The organism is Kocuria sp. MNB10, assembly GCF_054073685.1.
In genome coordinates this window covers 58629-73777 of record NZ_CM133411.1, presented here as the reverse complement: position 1 = coordinate 73777, position 15149 = coordinate 58629, and the positions used below count along the sequence as shown (strand labels likewise).

Sequence of the window (15149 nt, the reverse complement as noted above, 5' to 3'; positions counted from 1 at the left end):
AACGTCTACACCATGAGCACCGATCCCCGCGCCGCGCTGCAAGCGCTCGTCAACGCCCTCGAAGAACACCTCGCCGCCGCGGCGAACCGCCGTTCGGACGACGATCCCACGGTGGACGGAGCCTACCTGGCCATCGCCAACACCTTCGAAGCCTACGAGGAAGCCCTCTACGACGCCTACGACGAGGTTACCCCGCTCACCGTCTTCGCCGAGGAGGACGACTCCGACGACGACCTCGACTACGACGACGATGATGACGATGACGACGATGATGACGACGATCTTCTCGAGGACAACGAGATGATGGACGAGGATCTCATCGACGAGGACGACTACGACGATGACGACGACGAGAACGAGGACCGTGATTCCTCGAACGGACGCCGTTCCGGGCGCTGACCCGGGGGATCGGATCACGTGAGCTGCGAAGGCCTCCGCCGCGGGCGGGGGCCTTCGTGCGTGTCCAGCGGCTTCCCAGGACGGGCCGGGAAGCACCTCGGAGGGGGTGCCGTACAGTTGTCGCGTGAACTGGATCGAAGCGATAATCCTGGGCCTCGTACAGGGGCTGACCGAATTCCTGCCGGTGTCCTCCTCCGCCCATTTGCGGATCGTGGGCGAGTTCCTGCCCAACGGGGCGGACCCCGGGGCCACCTTCACCGCGATCACCCAGCTGGGCACCGAGACCGCCGTGATCATCTTCTTCTGGCGGGACATCGTGCGCATCATCACGAAGTGGGCGCTGTCGTTGAGCGGCCGCGTGGACCGCAAGGACCCGGACGCCCGCATGGGGTGGTTCATCATCCTGGGTTCACTGCCCATCGCCGTACTCGGTCTGTTGCTGCAGGACTACATCGAGACCCAGTTCCGCTCGCTGTGGATCACCGCGACCATGCTGATCGTCTTCGGTCTGTTCCTGGCGATCGCGGACTACATGGGCAAGCAGGAACGTCACCTGGAGGACCTGACCGTCAAGCACGCCGTGGGCTTCGGTTTCGCCCAGGCGCTGGCACTGGTGCCCGGTGTCTCCCGCTCGGGTGGCACGATCACCGCGGGTCTGCTCATGGGCTACACCCGCGCGGCCGCGGCACGCTACGCGTTCCTGCTGGCCATTCCCGCGGTGTTCGCCTCCGGCCTGTACCAGCTGTACAAGGCGGTCAGCGGCGCCGAACCCGGCGGGGTCTACTCCCTGGGCCAGACCGCGGTGGCAACCTTGATCGCGTTCGGCGTGGGTTATCTGATCATCGGGTGGTTCATGCACTACATCTCGGAACGCAGTTACAACCTGTTCGTGTGGTACCGCATCCTGCTGGGTGCCGCGCTGTTCGTGATGCTCGGAACGGGGCTCATCAGCGCCTGATCAGCACCGCCCTCGACCCGTGACGTGCGCGTTCGCGGTCACCAGGGAATAGCGGCCCCGGTGCGCCCGTTGCGTTCGGGGGAGTCCAAGAATCGTCCAAGCGAAGGTGAACATGAAGCGTTGGTCCAGCCGTCCGGTTCCGCAACTGCCCGGGACCTCGCCCGCACCCCTCGTGCACGACACAAGCACGGGGGAGCTCGAACGGCTGGAACCGCGTGAGGGCCGGGCGGGACTGTACGTGTGCGGGATCACCCCGTACGACGCCACGCACATGGGCCACGCCGCGACGTACGTGAACTTCGACCTGCTCAACCGGGTGTGGCGGGACGCCGGCTTCCCCGTGGACTACGTCCAGAACGTCACCGACGTGGACGACCCCCTGCTCGAGCGGGCGAACGACACCGGCGTGGACTGGCGCGAGCTCGCCGAGGAACAGACGGAGTTGTTCCGTACCGACATGGCGGCCCTGAACGTGCTGGCCCCCGATCACTACGTGGGGGCCACCGAGGCCGTCGAGTGGATCGTGCCCGCCGTCGAACGCCTCGTGGAACGCGGGCTCGCGTACCGCGTCCCGGAGGGCACCGGCCAGGACGGGCGCTCGGAGCCCGCGGGGGACGTCTACTTCGACGTCGATGCCGCCGGGCGGTTGCGCGCCGACGACCCCGACGCATGGGTGATCGGCTCCACGTGTCGCCTGGACCGGAAGCGCATGCTGCCCCTCTTCGCGGATCACGGCGGCGACCCCGAGCGCACGGGCAAGCGTGATCCGCTGGACCCGCTGTTGTGGCGCGTCAAGCGCGAGGGCGAACCGTTCTGGGACGGTGCGTCACTGGGTGAGGGCCGTCCCGGATGGCACATCGAGTGCAGCGTCATCGCGCTGCAGTACCTGCCCGCGCCGTTCACCGTGCAGGGCGGAGGCTCGGACCTCGCGTTCCCGCACCACGATATGGGCGCAGGCCACTCGTACGCGCTGTCCGGTGAGCCCATGGCCGAGCACTTCGTCCACACCGCGATGGTGGGGCTGGACGGCGAGAAGATGTCCAAGTCCAAGGGCAACCTGGTGCTCGTCTCGACCTTGCGCCGGGAGGGAGTGGATCCCGCCGCGATCCGCCTGGCGATCCTCGCCAACCACTACCGTACGGACTGGTTCTGGACGGACGACCTGCTCGAGCAGGCGAAGCATCGCCTCGCCACGTGGCGTGAGGCCGCCGTCAAACCTGAAACGGCCGGGGCGGACTCCCTGCTCGAGGCCGTTCGCGCGGCCCTCGGTCAGGACCTCAACGCTCCCGCGGCACTGATCGCGGTGGACGCGTGGGCCGCGCGCAACCTGGGCGGTGCCGCCGCGCGTGGTGCGGGGGCGTCGGCCGAGGACGCCGCGCTGGCGCGCGCCACGGTCGAGGCGTTGCTCGGCATCGAACTCTGAGCGCCCCGCCTCCGACGGACCCGCGCGGTCAGCCGCGGTCGTCGCGGCGGCGCAGGTAACGCTCGAACTCGCGGGCGATCGCGTCCCCGGTGGCCTCCGGGAGGTCCACGGTGTCCTTGGCCTCCTCGAGCTGGCGCACGTAGTCCGCGACCTCCGGATCCTCGGAGGCGAGCTCGTCCACGCCGCGTTCCCACGCCTCGGCGTCCTCGACCACGGGTTCGAGCGGCAGGGCCATGCCCAGCAGGTCCTCGAGGCGGCGCGCGAGCGCGAGCTGCGCCTTGGGGGAGGGCGACTGCGCCACGTAGTGCGGGACGGCGGCCCACATGCTCAGCGTGGGGAAGCCCGCGAGCGCGGCCATGTGGGAGAGCACCCCCACGATCCCGGTGGGTCCCTCGTACTGGGGGGCATCGATGTCCAGTTCCTCGCGCAGCTCCTCGGTGTCCGAGGTCAGGGTCACGGGGATCGGGCGGGTGTGGGGGACGTCCGCGAGCAGCGAGCCGAGCATGATCACGAAGTCCACGTCCAGGGCCGCGGCCTGCTCGAGCAGTTCGGCGGTGAACGCGCGCCACCGGTAGGACGGCTCCCAGCCGTGCAGCAGCACGACGTCCAGGTTGGTCCCGGGCACCGACGCCTTGGACAACCGCGTGGTGGGCCAGTGCAGTTTCTGCTCCCCGGTCAGGGGCCGGCGGATCACGGGACGGGAGTACTGGTAGTCGTAGTAGTCGTCCGAGGCGACCTCGAACACGTCCTTCGCGTTGAGCTGCTCGCGGATGAGCTTGAGGGTGTCCGTGGCGGCGTCGCCGGCGTCGTTCCAGCCCTCGAACGCGGCGATGAGCACCGTGACGGTCTCCTGGTCCGCACCGTCACGCACGACCCCGAAAGGTCCGATACCGGGCTGCTCCGAATTATTGTCCAACGTGGTCACCGTCCCACTGTACGGCCCATGCGGGTGTTCCACGAGCCGATCCCCAGCGCGGTACCGGCGGGCGCACCTACCATGTTCAGCATGCCCCTTCCCCGGTTCCGCCAGCCCTCCGACGACCGCGCCGCACCGGCCCCCGCCGGCCCCCGACCCCGCGGCGTGCGGCTGGGTCTGCTGCTGGGCGTGGAGCTGTTGCTGGACCGTTCGTGGTTCCTCATCGCGGGGCTGACCCTGGTGATGTACGGGCCCGTGCTGTGGCGGTTGTACCCCGAGCTCGGCTGGCTCAACCTACTCCTGGCCCTGGGCTTCGCGGTGGGCCTGGCCCTGAGCGTGCTGGTGCACGAACTCGCCCACGCGCTCGCGGGTCGCGCGGCCGGGTGGCCAGTGACCCGGATCGTGCTGACCCTCATGGGTGGGCACACGGCGTTCGGCAGCGTGCGCACCACGCCGCTGCCCACCGCGCTCGTGTCCCTGGCCGGACCGCTGAGCAACGTGGTGCTCGCCGCGCTGGGCACCGGTGTTCTCTTCGTGACCGTGGACAGCCTCGCGGGCCCGGGGTGGGCGCTCGTCCAGTTGCTGATCCTGGCCAACTGGATCCTGGGGTTGTTCAACCTGCTGCCCGGACTGCCGCTCGACGGCGGGCGCGTGGTGGAGGCGATCGTGTGGGCACTGACCCGCTCGGAGGCCAAGGGCACGACCGTGGCCGCGTGGTGCGGGCGCGGGATCGCGATCCTCACGGTCGCGTGGTTGCTGTGGGCGCAGGTATGGCGCCAACCGGTGGTGCTCGTGATCACGCTGCTCGTGGCCGGGTTCATCTTCATGGGCGCGGGGCAGGCGCTGCGCCAGGCACGCGTTCTGGGCGTGCTCGACGCCGTGCGGGCCGGGGGTGTCGCGCGTCCCGCGATGGAGTTCTCCCCGACTACGCCCCTGGCCCTCGTGGACGCCACCGTCATGGCCGCCACGGGAGACGATTACCGGGGATGGACCCCGGACGTTGTCGTCCGTGACCGCGGCGCCGTGGGCCTGCTGGACCCCGAGCTCGCCGAACGGGTGGCACTGGCACACCGCGGCGTCGTCGCCGTGGGGGACGTAGCCGAATGGCACCCCGCGGATACCACCGTGGACCCGGGCACCCCCGGCGGCGAACTGGCCCGCGTGCTGGAGTCCGGGCGCCGCGCCTGGGTGTGCGTCGTGGACGGCGCCGGTCACGTCACGGGCGTGGTGCACCACGAGGACCTCGCACGCTTGGCCCTGCGCGCCTGATCGCTCCATGAGCGCGGTGGGGGCCATCGCCGCGGGGCGTGGTGATCCGATCGGGGCTACGGTGGGAGAATGGCTCGGGGCGGCCCGCGGTGCGGGCGTACCTACGGAGCCGGACGGCCCCGACGACGACCACGCGTGAGAGCGAGCAGATGAGCGAGCAGCAGGAATCCCACCCGAACCCCACCGGCGCCACCGTGCGGGGAGCAGCCAACCGGCGCGGCCCGTTCCGCTCCGGCGAGCGCGTCCAACTCATGGACGAGACCGGGAAGATGACCACCATCACCCTGGTGGACGGAGGGGAACACCACACCCATCGCGGGGTGCTGGCACATGAGCTGTTGATCGGCCAACCCGAGGGCACGGTCGTGTCCAACACCTCGGGGATCCAGTACCAGGCGCTGCGGCCACTGCTCAAGGACTTCGTGCTGTCCATGCCCCGCGGAGCCGCGGTGGTCTACCCCAAGGACTCCGGGCAGATCGTGACCATGGCGGACGTCTTCCCGGGCGCCCGGGTCGTGGAGGCCGGGGTCGGTTCCGGCGCGCTGACCATCTCCCTGCTGCGCGCGGTGGGGGACGAAGGCCACGTCCACTCGTTCGAGCGCCGGGAGGAGTTCGCGGAGATCGCCCGGGGCAACATCGAGACCATGTTCGGCGGCCCGCACCCCGCGTGGGAACTGAGCCTCGGGGACCTCGCAGAGGAACTGGCCGCGCGGGAGGAGCCCGGGTCCGTGGACCGCGTGATCCTGGACATGCTCGCCCCGTGGGAGTGCCTCGACGCCGTGGCCACAACCCTCGCGCCCGGCGGCGTGGTGATCTGCTACGTGGCCACCGTGCCGCAGTTGTCCCGCGTGGCGGAGGCCATGCGCGCGGACGGCCGCTTCACCGAGCCCGAGGCCTCGGAGACCATGGTGCGCGGGTGGCATGTGGAGGGGCTCGCGGTGCGCCCGGACCACCGCATGGTCGCGCACACCGGGTTCCTGATCCAGTCCCGCCGACTCGTGGACGGCGCACCCAGGTTGGCTCCGAAGCGGCGCGCTTCCAAGAGCGAGTACACGGAAGAGGATTTGCAGGCGTGGACTCCCGTGGCCCTGGGCGAGCGCGTGGTCTCGGACCGCAAGCTGCGCCGCGCGGGCCGCGATGCGGCGTCGTTGGCCGAGCACGCCGCGCGCGCCCAGCGGGAGATCGACGAGCAGGCCCGCGCGGACGAGGGTCAGGTGCGCGATGACTGAATCGGGCGGCACCGCGGGCCGTTCGGCCGCGGACATCACCCAGCGCCAGATCAACATGCTGCGGGACCAGAAGCGCAACCTGGACAAGCAGCTCGCGGCGGTGGGATCGCAGAACGAGAAGCTGGTGCGGTTGCTCAACGCGTCCCGCCAGGAGATCGTGACGCTCAAGAAGACCCTCGCGGCGGAGGCCGAGGCGCCCGCGACGTTCGCCGTGGTGCTGCAGGTCAACCACGGTCGCCAGCCCTTGGGGGAGGCCACCGGGGACGGTCCCGTGGTCACGGGCCCGTCGGTGGACGTGCTCTCCGCGGGACGGAAGATGCGCGTGGCCCTGAGCCCTCTCGTGTCGCTGAGTGCGTGCGAGCCCGGACTGGGGGTGCTGCTCAACGAGCACTACGTGGTGATCGCGGTGCTCGACTACGAGCGCACCGGGGAGGTGGCCACCGTCAAGGAGGTCATCGACCACGACCGCGTGCTCACCGTGGGCCGCTCGGACGAGGAACGCGTGCTGTTACTCTCGGGTCGGTTGCGGCGTGAGCGCCCCAAGCCCGGGGACGCCCTGACCGTGGACCACCGCACGGGCTTCGCCCTGGAACCCGTGGAACGCACGGACGTGGAACAGCTCGTGCTCGAGGAAGTCCCGGAGGTCCGCTATACAGACATCGGAGGGCTGGGGCCTCAGATCGAGGCGATCCGCGACGCCGTGGAACTGCCCTACGTCCACCCGGACATCTACCGCGAACACGGTCTGCGCCCGCCCAAGGGCATCCTGCTCTACGGTCCCCCGGGCAACGGCAAGACGCTGATCGCCAAGGCTGTTGCGCGCTCGCTCGCCGAGCGCAGCGCGGCCAAGGCCGGGCGCGCGCGGCCCGAGGGCTACTTCCTCAATATCAAGGGCCCCGAGCTGCTCGACAAGTACGTGGGGGAGACCGAGCGCCAGATTCGCTCGATCTTCGCGAACGCGCGCGAGCAGGCGGCGCGCGGGATCCCCGTTGTGGTGTTCTTCGACGAGATGGACTCGCTGTTCCGCGTGCGCGGTTCGGGGCTGTCCTCGGACGTGGAGACCACAATCGTGCCACAGTTGCTCACGGAGATCGACGGCGTGGAGCAGCTCGACAACGTGATCGTGGTGGGCGCGACCAACCGCGAGGACATGATCGATCCCGCGGTGCTGCGCCCCGGTCGCCTGGACGTGAAGATCCGCATCGACCGCCCGGACGAGCAGGGCGCGCGGGAGATCTTCTCGCTGTACGTCACCGAGGACCTGCCCCTGCGTGAGGACGATGTCGCTCGCGCCGGCTCCCGCGCGCAGGCCGCCCGGGAGCTCGTGGACGCCGCGATCGGGCGCATGTACGCGCGCACCCCGGACACCGAGTTCCTCACGATCACGTACCGCGACGGCGGCCAGGAGACCCTGTACTTCGCGGACTACGCGTCCGGCGCGGTGATCCGCAACGTGGTGGACCGCGCCAAGAAGCAGGCCATCAAGACGCTGCTGACCACGGGCCGGCGCGGGATCACCGCGCAGCACCTCGTGGACGCCGTGAACCAGGAGTTCCACGAACAACAGGACCTGCCCAACACCGCGGACCCGGAGGACTGGGCCCGGTTGACCGGTCGGCGCGCGGACACCATCCAGGACGTCCGGATCGCGGTGGACCGCCCCGGGGTCTCCGACACGCAGCGTCCGGACGGGGGCGCGGCATGACGGTACGGCGGATCATGGGCAGCGAGACCGAGTTCGGCGTGCTGGCCCAGGGTGAACCGGGTGCGAACCCCACGGTGCTCTCGACCCGCGTGGTCACGGGGTACGCCGCGTGGGTCGCCCGACGGCTTCGGGAACAGGAGGCGGCACGCAGGGAACGGTCCGTGGGCTCGGCCGGGCCCACGCCATCGGACGACGACGCCGCGCAGCCCGGTTCCCCGGACGCCCCGCTCGGCACAGGGTGGGACTACGGTTCCGAGACCCCGCTCGCGGATGCCCGGGGGTTCACCGTGGCCCGCGAGGACGCCCACCCGAGCCAGCTCACCGATGAGGCGCCGGTGCTCACCGCGGAGGAGATCGCCGCGGAGGCGATCAGCGAATCCGCGATGTACACGGAGGACCTCGACTGGCGCCGCGTGATCATGAACACCGTGATCCCCAACGGCGCGCGGGTCTACGTGGACCACTCCCACCCGGAGTACTCGTCCCCGGAGGTCACCACGCCCCTGGACGCGCTCACGTGGGACGCCGCGGGGGACGTGGTGGCTGCCCGCGCCGTGGAGTACCTCGCGGAGGTTTCCACGGGGACGGATGCCGCGCCGGTGAACCTCTACAAGAACAACACGGACAACAAGTCGGTGTCCTACGGCGCCCACGAGAACTACACCGTGGAACGCGCCGTGCCCTTCGAGCGGATCACCGCGGCCCTGCTGCCGTTCTTCGCGTCCCGGCAAATTATGTGTGGTGCAGGCCGTGTGGGCCTCGGGGTGGACGGTTCACATCCTGGGTTCCAACTGAGTCAGCGCGCCGACTTCTTCGAACGCACCGTGGGGCTCGAGACCACGATCCACCGCCCGATCGTGAACACGCGGGACGAACCCCACGCGGACGACACCCGCTACCGGCGCCTGCACGTGATCATCGGGGACGCCAACCTCTCCCACGTGGCCACGCTGCTCAAGTTCGGGACCACGTCCCTGGTGCTGAACCTCGTGGAACACGACCGGGCGCCGCGCCTCGAACTCGAGGATCCCGTGGCCGCGCTGCAGGCCATCAGTCACGACCCGTCCCTGCGCACCACGGTGGCGCTCGCGAACGGTCGGGAGTTGACCGCGGTGGAGCTGCAGCGCGAGTACTACCGCGCAGCGTTGGCGCTGGAGACCGAGCTGGCCCCGAACGGGTTGGACGAGGACACCGCCCACGTGCTGCAGACCTGGGACGAGGTGCTCACGGACCTCGCCGAGGACCCCGCGCGCTTGTCCGACCGGTTGGACTGGGCGGCCAAGTACGCGCTGCTCACCGCGTACCGCACACGCGACGGTCTCGCGTGGGACGATCCCCGGCTCGTGGCGATCGACCTGCAGTACGCGGACGTGCGCCCCGACAAGGGGCTCTACCACAAGCTTGCCGCCGCCGGACGGATCCGCACCCTCGTGGACCACGACCGGATCACCGCGGCCGCGGACCATCCGCCGACCGACACCCGCGCGTACTTCCGGGGCACCGCGGTGTCCCGGTACCCGCGGGACATGGCCGCGGTGGGCTGGGACACACTGACCGTGACGTTCCCCGGGATCCGCCGGGGAGCTCGGGTCAGGATGCCCGAACCTCATGACCTCACCCGGGACACGTGCGAGGACTGGTTCGACGCCCCGGACGTCGAGACCTGGATCGAGCGCGTGGCCGCGAACCGGCCCGCCCTCGTCACGGGCAGCGACATCGGCTGAACCACCCGGTCGGGCGCAGCACACCCCATTCGAGAAGCCACAGGAGGACACCATGGCACAGGAACGCATCTTCCGCACCGGATCCCGCCGCGAGGAGGAACCGGACGCCCCGGCCCCCGCGACCCCGCCCGCCTCGGGCGCCGCACAGGCCCAGCGGGACACCCAGGGCACCGACGACCTGCTCGCGGAGATCGACGGCGTGCTCGAGACCAACGCGGAGGCCTTCGTGAAGGGCTTCGTGCAGAAGGGCGGCCAGTAATACCGTGGAACGGCGGATCTACGGGATCGAGACCGAGTTCGGCCTGATCCACAGCGCACCGCAGGGCCGTCCCCTGGGTGCGGACGAGACGGCGCGGCGGCTGTTCGCACCGGTGCTCGCGTGGGGGCGGGCCTCCAACGTGTTCCTGCCTAACGGCGGGCGCCTGTACCTGGACGTGGGCTCCCACCCCGAGTACGCGACGGCCGAGGCCGCAACCCTGCACGACGTCGTCGCCCAGGACGCCGCCGGCGAACGGATCGTGGACGACCTGCGCGCTCAGCTGCAGGAGAGCCTGGACGCCGAGGGCGTGGGCGGCACGGTGCACCTGTTCAAGAACAACGCGGACTCCGCCGGCAACTCGTTCGGCTCGCACGAGAACTACATGATTGCCCGCCGCACGGAGTTCTCCCGGCTGGTCCAGCACCTGCTGCCGCTACTGGTGACGCGGCAGATCCTCGTGGGCGCGGGTCGGGTGCACCCGGACGGGCCGCCGCCCTTCGGCTCCCTGGCCCTGGGGGACGGGCGCCCCGGCTACTCGTTCTCCCAGCGGGCGGACCACGTGTGGGAGGGGTCGTCCTCGGCCACCACCCGCTCCCGCCCCATGATCAACACCCGGGACGAACCGCACGCGGACGCCGAGCGCTACCGCCGGCTGCACGTCATCACGGGCGACTCGTCCATGTCCCAGACCACCACGGCGCTGAAGATCGGCATCACGGACGCGGTGCTGCGCATGATCGAGGCGGGCCAGATCCTGCCGGACCGCACGCTCGCGGACCCGGCTGCCGCCCTGCGGCAGGTCTCCCACGACCTCACCGGTTTGGCACCGCTGGAGCTGGCCGCGGGGGGCTACCGCTCGGCGATCGAACTGCAGCGCGAGTACCTTGAGGAAGTCACCCGGTTCGTGCAGCGCCACGGCGCGCACCACGACCGCCTCGACTGGGTCGTCGGGCTGTGGGACCGTGGGCTGCGCGCCGTCGAGGAGCAGGACAGCTCGCTGGTGGACCGCGAGCTGGACTGGGCCATCAAGAAGAAGCTGCTGGACTCCTACGCGAGCGCCCACGGGATGGACTGGTCCCACCCCCGCATGGCGCAGTTGGACCTCGCTTACCACGACACCTCCGTGCGCCACGGACTTTTCCATATGCTGGAGCGCCGCGGTGCCGTGGAGACGTTCGTGGCCCCGCAGGACGTCGAGCGCGCCGTCGTCGAAGGCCCTCCCACCCGGGCGCGGATGCGCGGGCGGTTCGTGGCCGCGGCCCACGACGCCGGGGTCAGCACCACCGTGGACTGGGTGCACCTGAAGCTCAACGGGGAGCACCAGCAGAGCACGGTCATGTGCAAGGACCCCTTCGCCACCACCCAGCCGGACGTCGAGGAGCTGATCGCAGAGATCACCTCTGGACGCGCCTGACCCCACCCGCCCGCAGTGTTCCGGGGACTCTCCCAGCCGCGGCCCACGCGGGTCCTCTACATTGGCCCCGAGCCAGCACCCCGATGACGAAAGGTCACCCCCTCGTGCGAAAGATCATCCCTGCCGGCACCGCCGCGCTCGCCCTGTCCCTGCTGCTGACCGGCTGCGGCGGGGGCTCGGGCTGGGACTCCGTGGAACTGTCCGCAGACCCCTCGCAGGGCACCGCGCCGTCGGTGTCCTTCAAGACCCCAATGAAGGTGGACGACGCGCAGACCAAGGTCCTGAAGGAGGGGGACGGTGAGGAGATCCACGCCGGCGACAGCATCATGCTGCAGGCGGCCCTGTACAAGGGCTCGGATGGTTCCTCGCTGGGGGACACCTACAGTCAGGGTGCCGGACAGGTGCTGACCGTCAACGACGAGCTCAAGGACTCCCTGCCGCAGATGTACGACGCCCTGACGAAGGCCAAGGAGGGGGAGATCATCGCGTACAGCTCTCCCAAGACCAGCGGCGCGGCCTCCGAGGGGGACGACTCCACCTCGGTGGAGGTCTACCAGGTGACCAAGAAGATCATGCCCTCGCTCAACGAGAAGATGAAGACCCCCTCCAAGGGCATGCCCAACGTTACGCAGGACGACAAGGGCACCCCCACGATCGCCAAGCCCTCCGGTAGCGAGCCCAAGGAGCTGAAGACGGACGTGCTGATCGAGGGGGACGGTGACACCGTCAAGGAGTCGGACACCGTGATCGCGAACTATGTGGGCGTGCGCTGGGCGGACGGGAAGTCCTTCGACTCCTCCTACGAGAAGGGCACTCCGGCCTCCTTCCCCCTCAACGGTGTGATCGCCGGCTGGAAGGAGGGTCTGAAGGGCCAGAAGGTGGGCTCGCGCGTGGAGCTGGTGATCCCCACCGACAAGGCCTACGGCACGGAGAAGGAGCTCGGCAAGGACTCCCAGTACCCCGCGGGCGCGCTCGTGTTCGTGGTGGACATCCTCGGCACCACACCTACCCCGAAGACGGAGACCGCGAGCCCGCAGGCCTCGGCGAGCGCCACTCCCGGTGCGTCTACGGCACCGAGCGCGAGCCCGGAGTCCTCTGCGTCCGGCAAGTGAGACACGGCTACACTGTGTGCTCGGCACGGCCCCGCCCGGGGGCCCACGACGAAAGGTAGAGCCCGTGTCATTCGGAGAGCGCAAGCTTGATCGTTCCAAGCCGGAGATCGACTTCCCCCAGGACCCGGTTCCCACCGAGCTGCGGATCGTGGACGAGATCCAGGGCACCGGCCGGGAGGCGAAGGTCGGGGACACGGTCTCGTGCCACTACGTGGGTGTCACGTACTCGGGGGGCGAGGAGTTCGACGCCTCCTGGAACCGCGGTGAGCCGCTGGGCTTCACGGTGGGCGTGGGACAGGTCATCCAGGGCTGGGACCAGGGTCTGCTGGGCATGAAGGTGGGTGGTCGGCGTCGGCTGGAGATCCCCTCCGAGCTGGCGTACGGCTCGCGCGGCGCCGGCGCCGTGATCGGCCCGGACGAGTCCCTGATCTTCGTGGTGGACCTGCTCGACGTCCGCTGAATGGCGCCCTCCGCGGGGCCTTCGGCGCGCCGTTCCACCACGGCGTCCGCCGAGCGGCTCCTCAACCTGCTGATCGCCCTGCTCGACCGCGAGTCCGGGTACACCCGTGAGCAGCTGCGCGGGATCGTGCCCGGTTACGACCGCGCCGGGAACCAGGACGCGTTCGAGCGCATGTTCGAGCGAGACAAGGCGCACCTGCGCTCACTCGGGTACCCGGTGGAGGAGATCCCGGACGACGACCCCTGGGCCTCGGACGCGCAGCTCACCCCGCGCTACCGCGTGCCCCGGGGCTCGTACCGGCTGCCCCGGGTGCGGTTCAGTGCAGAGGAGTCCGCGGTGCTCGCCGTCGCGGCGGACGCGTGGAACGACGCTGCCCAGGACCGGCTCGCACGCCGCGCCCTCGACAAGCTCGAACCGGCGCTCAGCGGCGAGGCCGCGCCGGGCCGGGACCTGCAGCCCACCGTGGCCGTGGCGGACCCCGCCTTCGAGCCGCTACTCTCGGCAGTGCTTGCGCACCGCACAGTGCGCTTCGACTACGTGGACCGCACCGGGGCATTCTCCCAGCGCACGGTGCAGCCGTGGGGTGTGGGTTCCCGCTACGGAGCCTGGTACCTCGCGGGCTGGGACACGGACCGGCGTGCACAGCGCACGTTCCGGCTCTCCCGCATCATCTCCGAGGTGGAGACCACGCGCGAGACGTTCGAGCCGCCCCGGGACTTTTCCATGGGCGGTCAGCTCGCGCGCATGGTCAGCCAGCCGCCGCAGCTGTGCGTGGTGGTCCATGTCCGCCAGGGCGCGGGCCAGCTGCTGCGCCGCATTGCCGCGCCGTCCGATTCACCCGCGTGGCGGGCCCCCGAGGGCTACGACGCCGTGCAGCTCGCGGTGCACGACACCGAGTCCGCGGCGGAACACGTGTGCGCGGCGGGCCCGGACGCCCGGGTGCCCCGCGAACCCGTGCCCGGCATTCGGGGCGACGCCGCACAGGGCGGGAGCTCCCCGACGGCCGAGGGCGGGCCGTCGGTCGAACCCGATTCGACGAGCGACGACGCCCCGACCGCCGAGGACATCGCGACCCAGAACGCGGTCGCCGACGCCGTGGCCCGCAGACTCCGTGACGCGCGGGCCTTCCAGGCGCGGATGCCCGGCGTGGACGTGCGTTGGGGCAAGCAGCGCCGTCACGGCGCGGCCAAGGCCAGCACCGAACAGCACCTCGCGCGGCTGCTACACATCGTGCGCCACGTCTACGCCCACCAGGGCGCGGAGCTCGAGGAGACGGCCCGGCACTTCGGGATCACGGACGCGGAACTCGTCAACGACCTGCAGACCCTGTTCGTGTGCGGGCGCCCGGGGCACATGCCAGACCAGCTCATCGACGCGTCCTGGGACGACGGCCACATCTACCTGGGCAACGCGCAGGAACTGTCCGAACCCGTGCGGCTGACCGTCCCCGAGGCCAGCGCGCTGCTCATGGGGTTGCAGACCCTGCAGGCCGTTCCGGGCGGTGACAGCAGGGTCGTGCGCTCGGCCATGCAGAAGGTCGCGACCGCCGCGGACGCGCTGCCGCTCGCGGACGCGCTTGCGGCACCGGACGCCGACGCCGCCGCGGAGCCCCGTGACAGCGCGCTCGTCACCCGCCTGCGGGACGCGATCAAGAACGGCCGGCGCGTGCGATTGCAGTACCTCGTGGCCTCCCGGGACGAGGTCACGGAGCGGCATGTGGACCCCGTGCGGATGATCTTCTCGGACGGGCAGCAGTACGTGCGGGGCTGGTGCCTGCAGGCCAACGCGCCGCGCACGTTCCGCACCGACCGGATCGTGGGCTGCGAGGACGCGGGTGAGGCCGAGGTGCACCCGCGCATGGAATCGGAGGTGCGTTCGAGCATCCAACCGGCCAAGCGTCGTCCGGTCCAGGCCGTGGTCGTCACCGATCGGCGCGGGCGGTGGATCGTGGAGCACTACCACGCCAAGCGCTTCGTAGAGGTCTCCGTGCCACCGGCACCGGGGGAGACGGAGGAATCCGACGCCGCGCCCCGGGAGTCGAACTCCCAGCCGATTCCCGGGTCCCGCGCACGCGCGGCGCGGGGGCCGCGTCCACTGCCCGAGTACGTGGCCGCGGAGGTGGACTTCCCCACGCTGGATGCACTGTCGTCCCTGGTCACACGGCATGCGGGACACGTGGGCGTGGTCTCACCGCCCGAGGCCGTGGCCGCCGTTGAACAGTGGTTGAACAGCAGCTGTCCCGAGCCCACCCCCGGGCGTCCGTAGCCGTCGACTGCCTATA

The 15149-nt window shown here is 70.4% G+C and carries 13 protein-coding genes; 12 read left to right on the top strand and 1 reads right to left on the bottom strand.

Going from position 1 to position 15149, the window contains the following annotated elements; genetic code table 11:
* Window positions 1-12 precede the first annotated feature (12 nt).
* The 3 genes from ACW9PK_RS00315 (at window position 13) to mshC (ending at window position 2780) form a co-directional block, all read left to right on the top strand.
* Window positions 13-399, top strand: coding sequence for a primosomal protein (locus tag ACW9PK_RS00315; RefSeq protein WP_368844100.1), 387 nt, complete (start codon window positions 13-15; stop codon window positions 397-399).
* A gap of 124 nt (window positions 400-523) precedes the next feature.
* Window positions 524-1357, top strand: a complete 834-nt coding sequence (locus ACW9PK_RS00310) for an undecaprenyl-diphosphate phosphatase (RefSeq protein WP_131333006.1) — start codon at window positions 524-526, stop codon at window positions 1355-1357.
* A gap of 112 nt (window positions 1358-1469) precedes the next feature.
* Window positions 1470-2780 carry a cysteine--1-D-myo-inosityl 2-amino-2-deoxy-alpha-D-glucopyranoside ligase gene (gene mshC / locus ACW9PK_RS00305; protein WP_457016202.1) on the top strand — a complete coding sequence of 437 codons (1311 nt, stop codon included), beginning with the start codon at window positions 1470-1472 and terminating at the stop codon, window positions 2778-2780.
* A 28-nt stretch (window positions 2781-2808) separates the two neighbouring features.
* Here the strand turns inward: mshC and ACW9PK_RS00300 are convergent, their stop codons facing one another.
* A complete protein-coding gene (locus ACW9PK_RS00300; RefSeq protein ID WP_064846984.1) occupies window positions 2809-3705 on the bottom strand; it encodes a PAC2 family protein in 897 nt (298 codons plus the stop codon).
* Between the two features lie 81 nt (window positions 3706-3786).
* On the opposite strand from ACW9PK_RS00300, the gene ACW9PK_RS00295 reads away from it, so the two are divergent.
* The 9 genes from ACW9PK_RS00295 to ACW9PK_RS00255 all read left to right on the top strand — a co-directional run bounded on the left by ACW9PK_RS00295 (window position 3787) and on the right by ACW9PK_RS00255 (window position 15133).
* Window positions 3787-4965 carry a site-2 protease family protein gene (locus tag ACW9PK_RS00295; protein ID WP_457016201.1) on the top strand — a complete coding sequence of 393 codons (1179 nt, stop codon included), beginning with the start codon at window positions 3787-3789 and terminating at the stop codon, window positions 4963-4965.
* Window positions 4966-5114: 149 nt separating this feature from the next.
* Entirely contained in the window at window positions 5115-6194 is a 1080-nt protein-coding gene (locus ACW9PK_RS00290; protein WP_144931822.1) for a tRNA (adenine-N1)-methyltransferase, read from the top strand.
* On the top strand, window positions 6187-7899 hold the full coding sequence (arc, locus tag ACW9PK_RS00285) for a proteasome ATPase (RefSeq protein WP_457016200.1): 1713 nt from the start codon (window positions 6187-6189) through the stop codon (window positions 7897-7899). Before ACW9PK_RS00290 ends, arc begins: the two co-directional genes overlap by 8 nt.
* On the top strand, window positions 7896-9623 hold the full coding sequence (dop, locus tag ACW9PK_RS00280) for a depupylase/deamidase Dop (RefSeq protein WP_457016199.1): 1728 nt from the start codon (window positions 7896-7898) through the stop codon (window positions 9621-9623). Before arc ends, dop begins: the two co-directional genes overlap by 4 nt.
* A gap of 52 nt (window positions 9624-9675) precedes the next feature.
* A complete protein-coding gene (locus ACW9PK_RS00275) occupies window positions 9676-9882 on the top strand; it encodes a ubiquitin-like protein Pup (protein WP_098055493.1) in 207 nt (68 codons plus the stop codon).
* A 4-nt stretch (window positions 9883-9886) separates the two neighbouring features.
* A complete protein-coding gene (pafA, locus tag ACW9PK_RS00270; RefSeq protein ID WP_144996781.1) occupies window positions 9887-11296 on the top strand; it encodes a Pup--protein ligase in 1410 nt (469 codons plus the stop codon).
* 104 nt (window positions 11297-11400) lie between these two features.
* Window positions 11401-12408, top strand: a complete 1008-nt coding sequence (locus tag ACW9PK_RS00265) for an FKBP-type peptidyl-prolyl cis-trans isomerase (protein ID WP_206069137.1) — start codon at window positions 11401-11403, stop codon at window positions 12406-12408.
* Window positions 12409-12472: 64 nt separating this feature from the next.
* On the top strand, window positions 12473-12868 hold the full coding sequence (locus tag ACW9PK_RS00260) for an FKBP-type peptidyl-prolyl cis-trans isomerase (protein WP_144996777.1): 396 nt from the start codon (window positions 12473-12475) through the stop codon (window positions 12866-12868).
* Window positions 12869-15133, top strand: coding sequence for a WYL domain-containing protein (locus ACW9PK_RS00255; RefSeq protein WP_457016198.1), 2265 nt, complete (start codon window positions 12869-12871; stop codon window positions 15131-15133).
* Window positions 15134-15149 lie beyond the last annotated feature (16 nt).

Bases quoted from the DNA above. Each gene is read 5' to 3' on its own strand.
- ACW9PK_RS00275 (WP_098055493.1), top strand. From the start codon at position 9,676: ATGGCACAGGAACGCATCTTCCGCACCGGATCCCGCCGCGAGGAGGAA.
- ACW9PK_RS00290 (WP_144931822.1), top strand. From the start codon at position 5,115: ATGAGCGAGCAGCAGGAATCCCACCCGAACCCCACCGGCGCCACCGTG.
- ACW9PK_RS00255 (WP_457016198.1), top strand. From the start codon at position 12,869: ATGGCGCCCTCCGCGGGGCCTTCGGCGCGCCGTTCCACCACGGCGTCC.
- ACW9PK_RS00295 (WP_457016201.1), top strand. From the start codon at position 3,787: ATGCCCCTTCCCCGGTTCCGCCAGCCCTCCGACGACCGCGCCGCACCG.
- arc (WP_457016200.1), top strand. From the start codon at position 6,187: ATGACTGAATCGGGCGGCACCGCGGGCCGTTCGGCCGCGGACATCACC.
- ACW9PK_RS00315 (WP_368844100.1), top strand. From the start codon at position 13: ATGAGCACCGATCCCCGCGCCGCGCTGCAAGCGCTCGTCAACGCCCTC.
- dop (WP_457016199.1), top strand. From the start codon at position 7,896: ATGACGGTACGGCGGATCATGGGCAGCGAGACCGAGTTCGGCGTGCTG.
- mshC (WP_457016202.1), top strand. From the start codon at position 1,470: ATGAAGCGTTGGTCCAGCCGTCCGGTTCCGCAACTGCCCGGGACCTCG.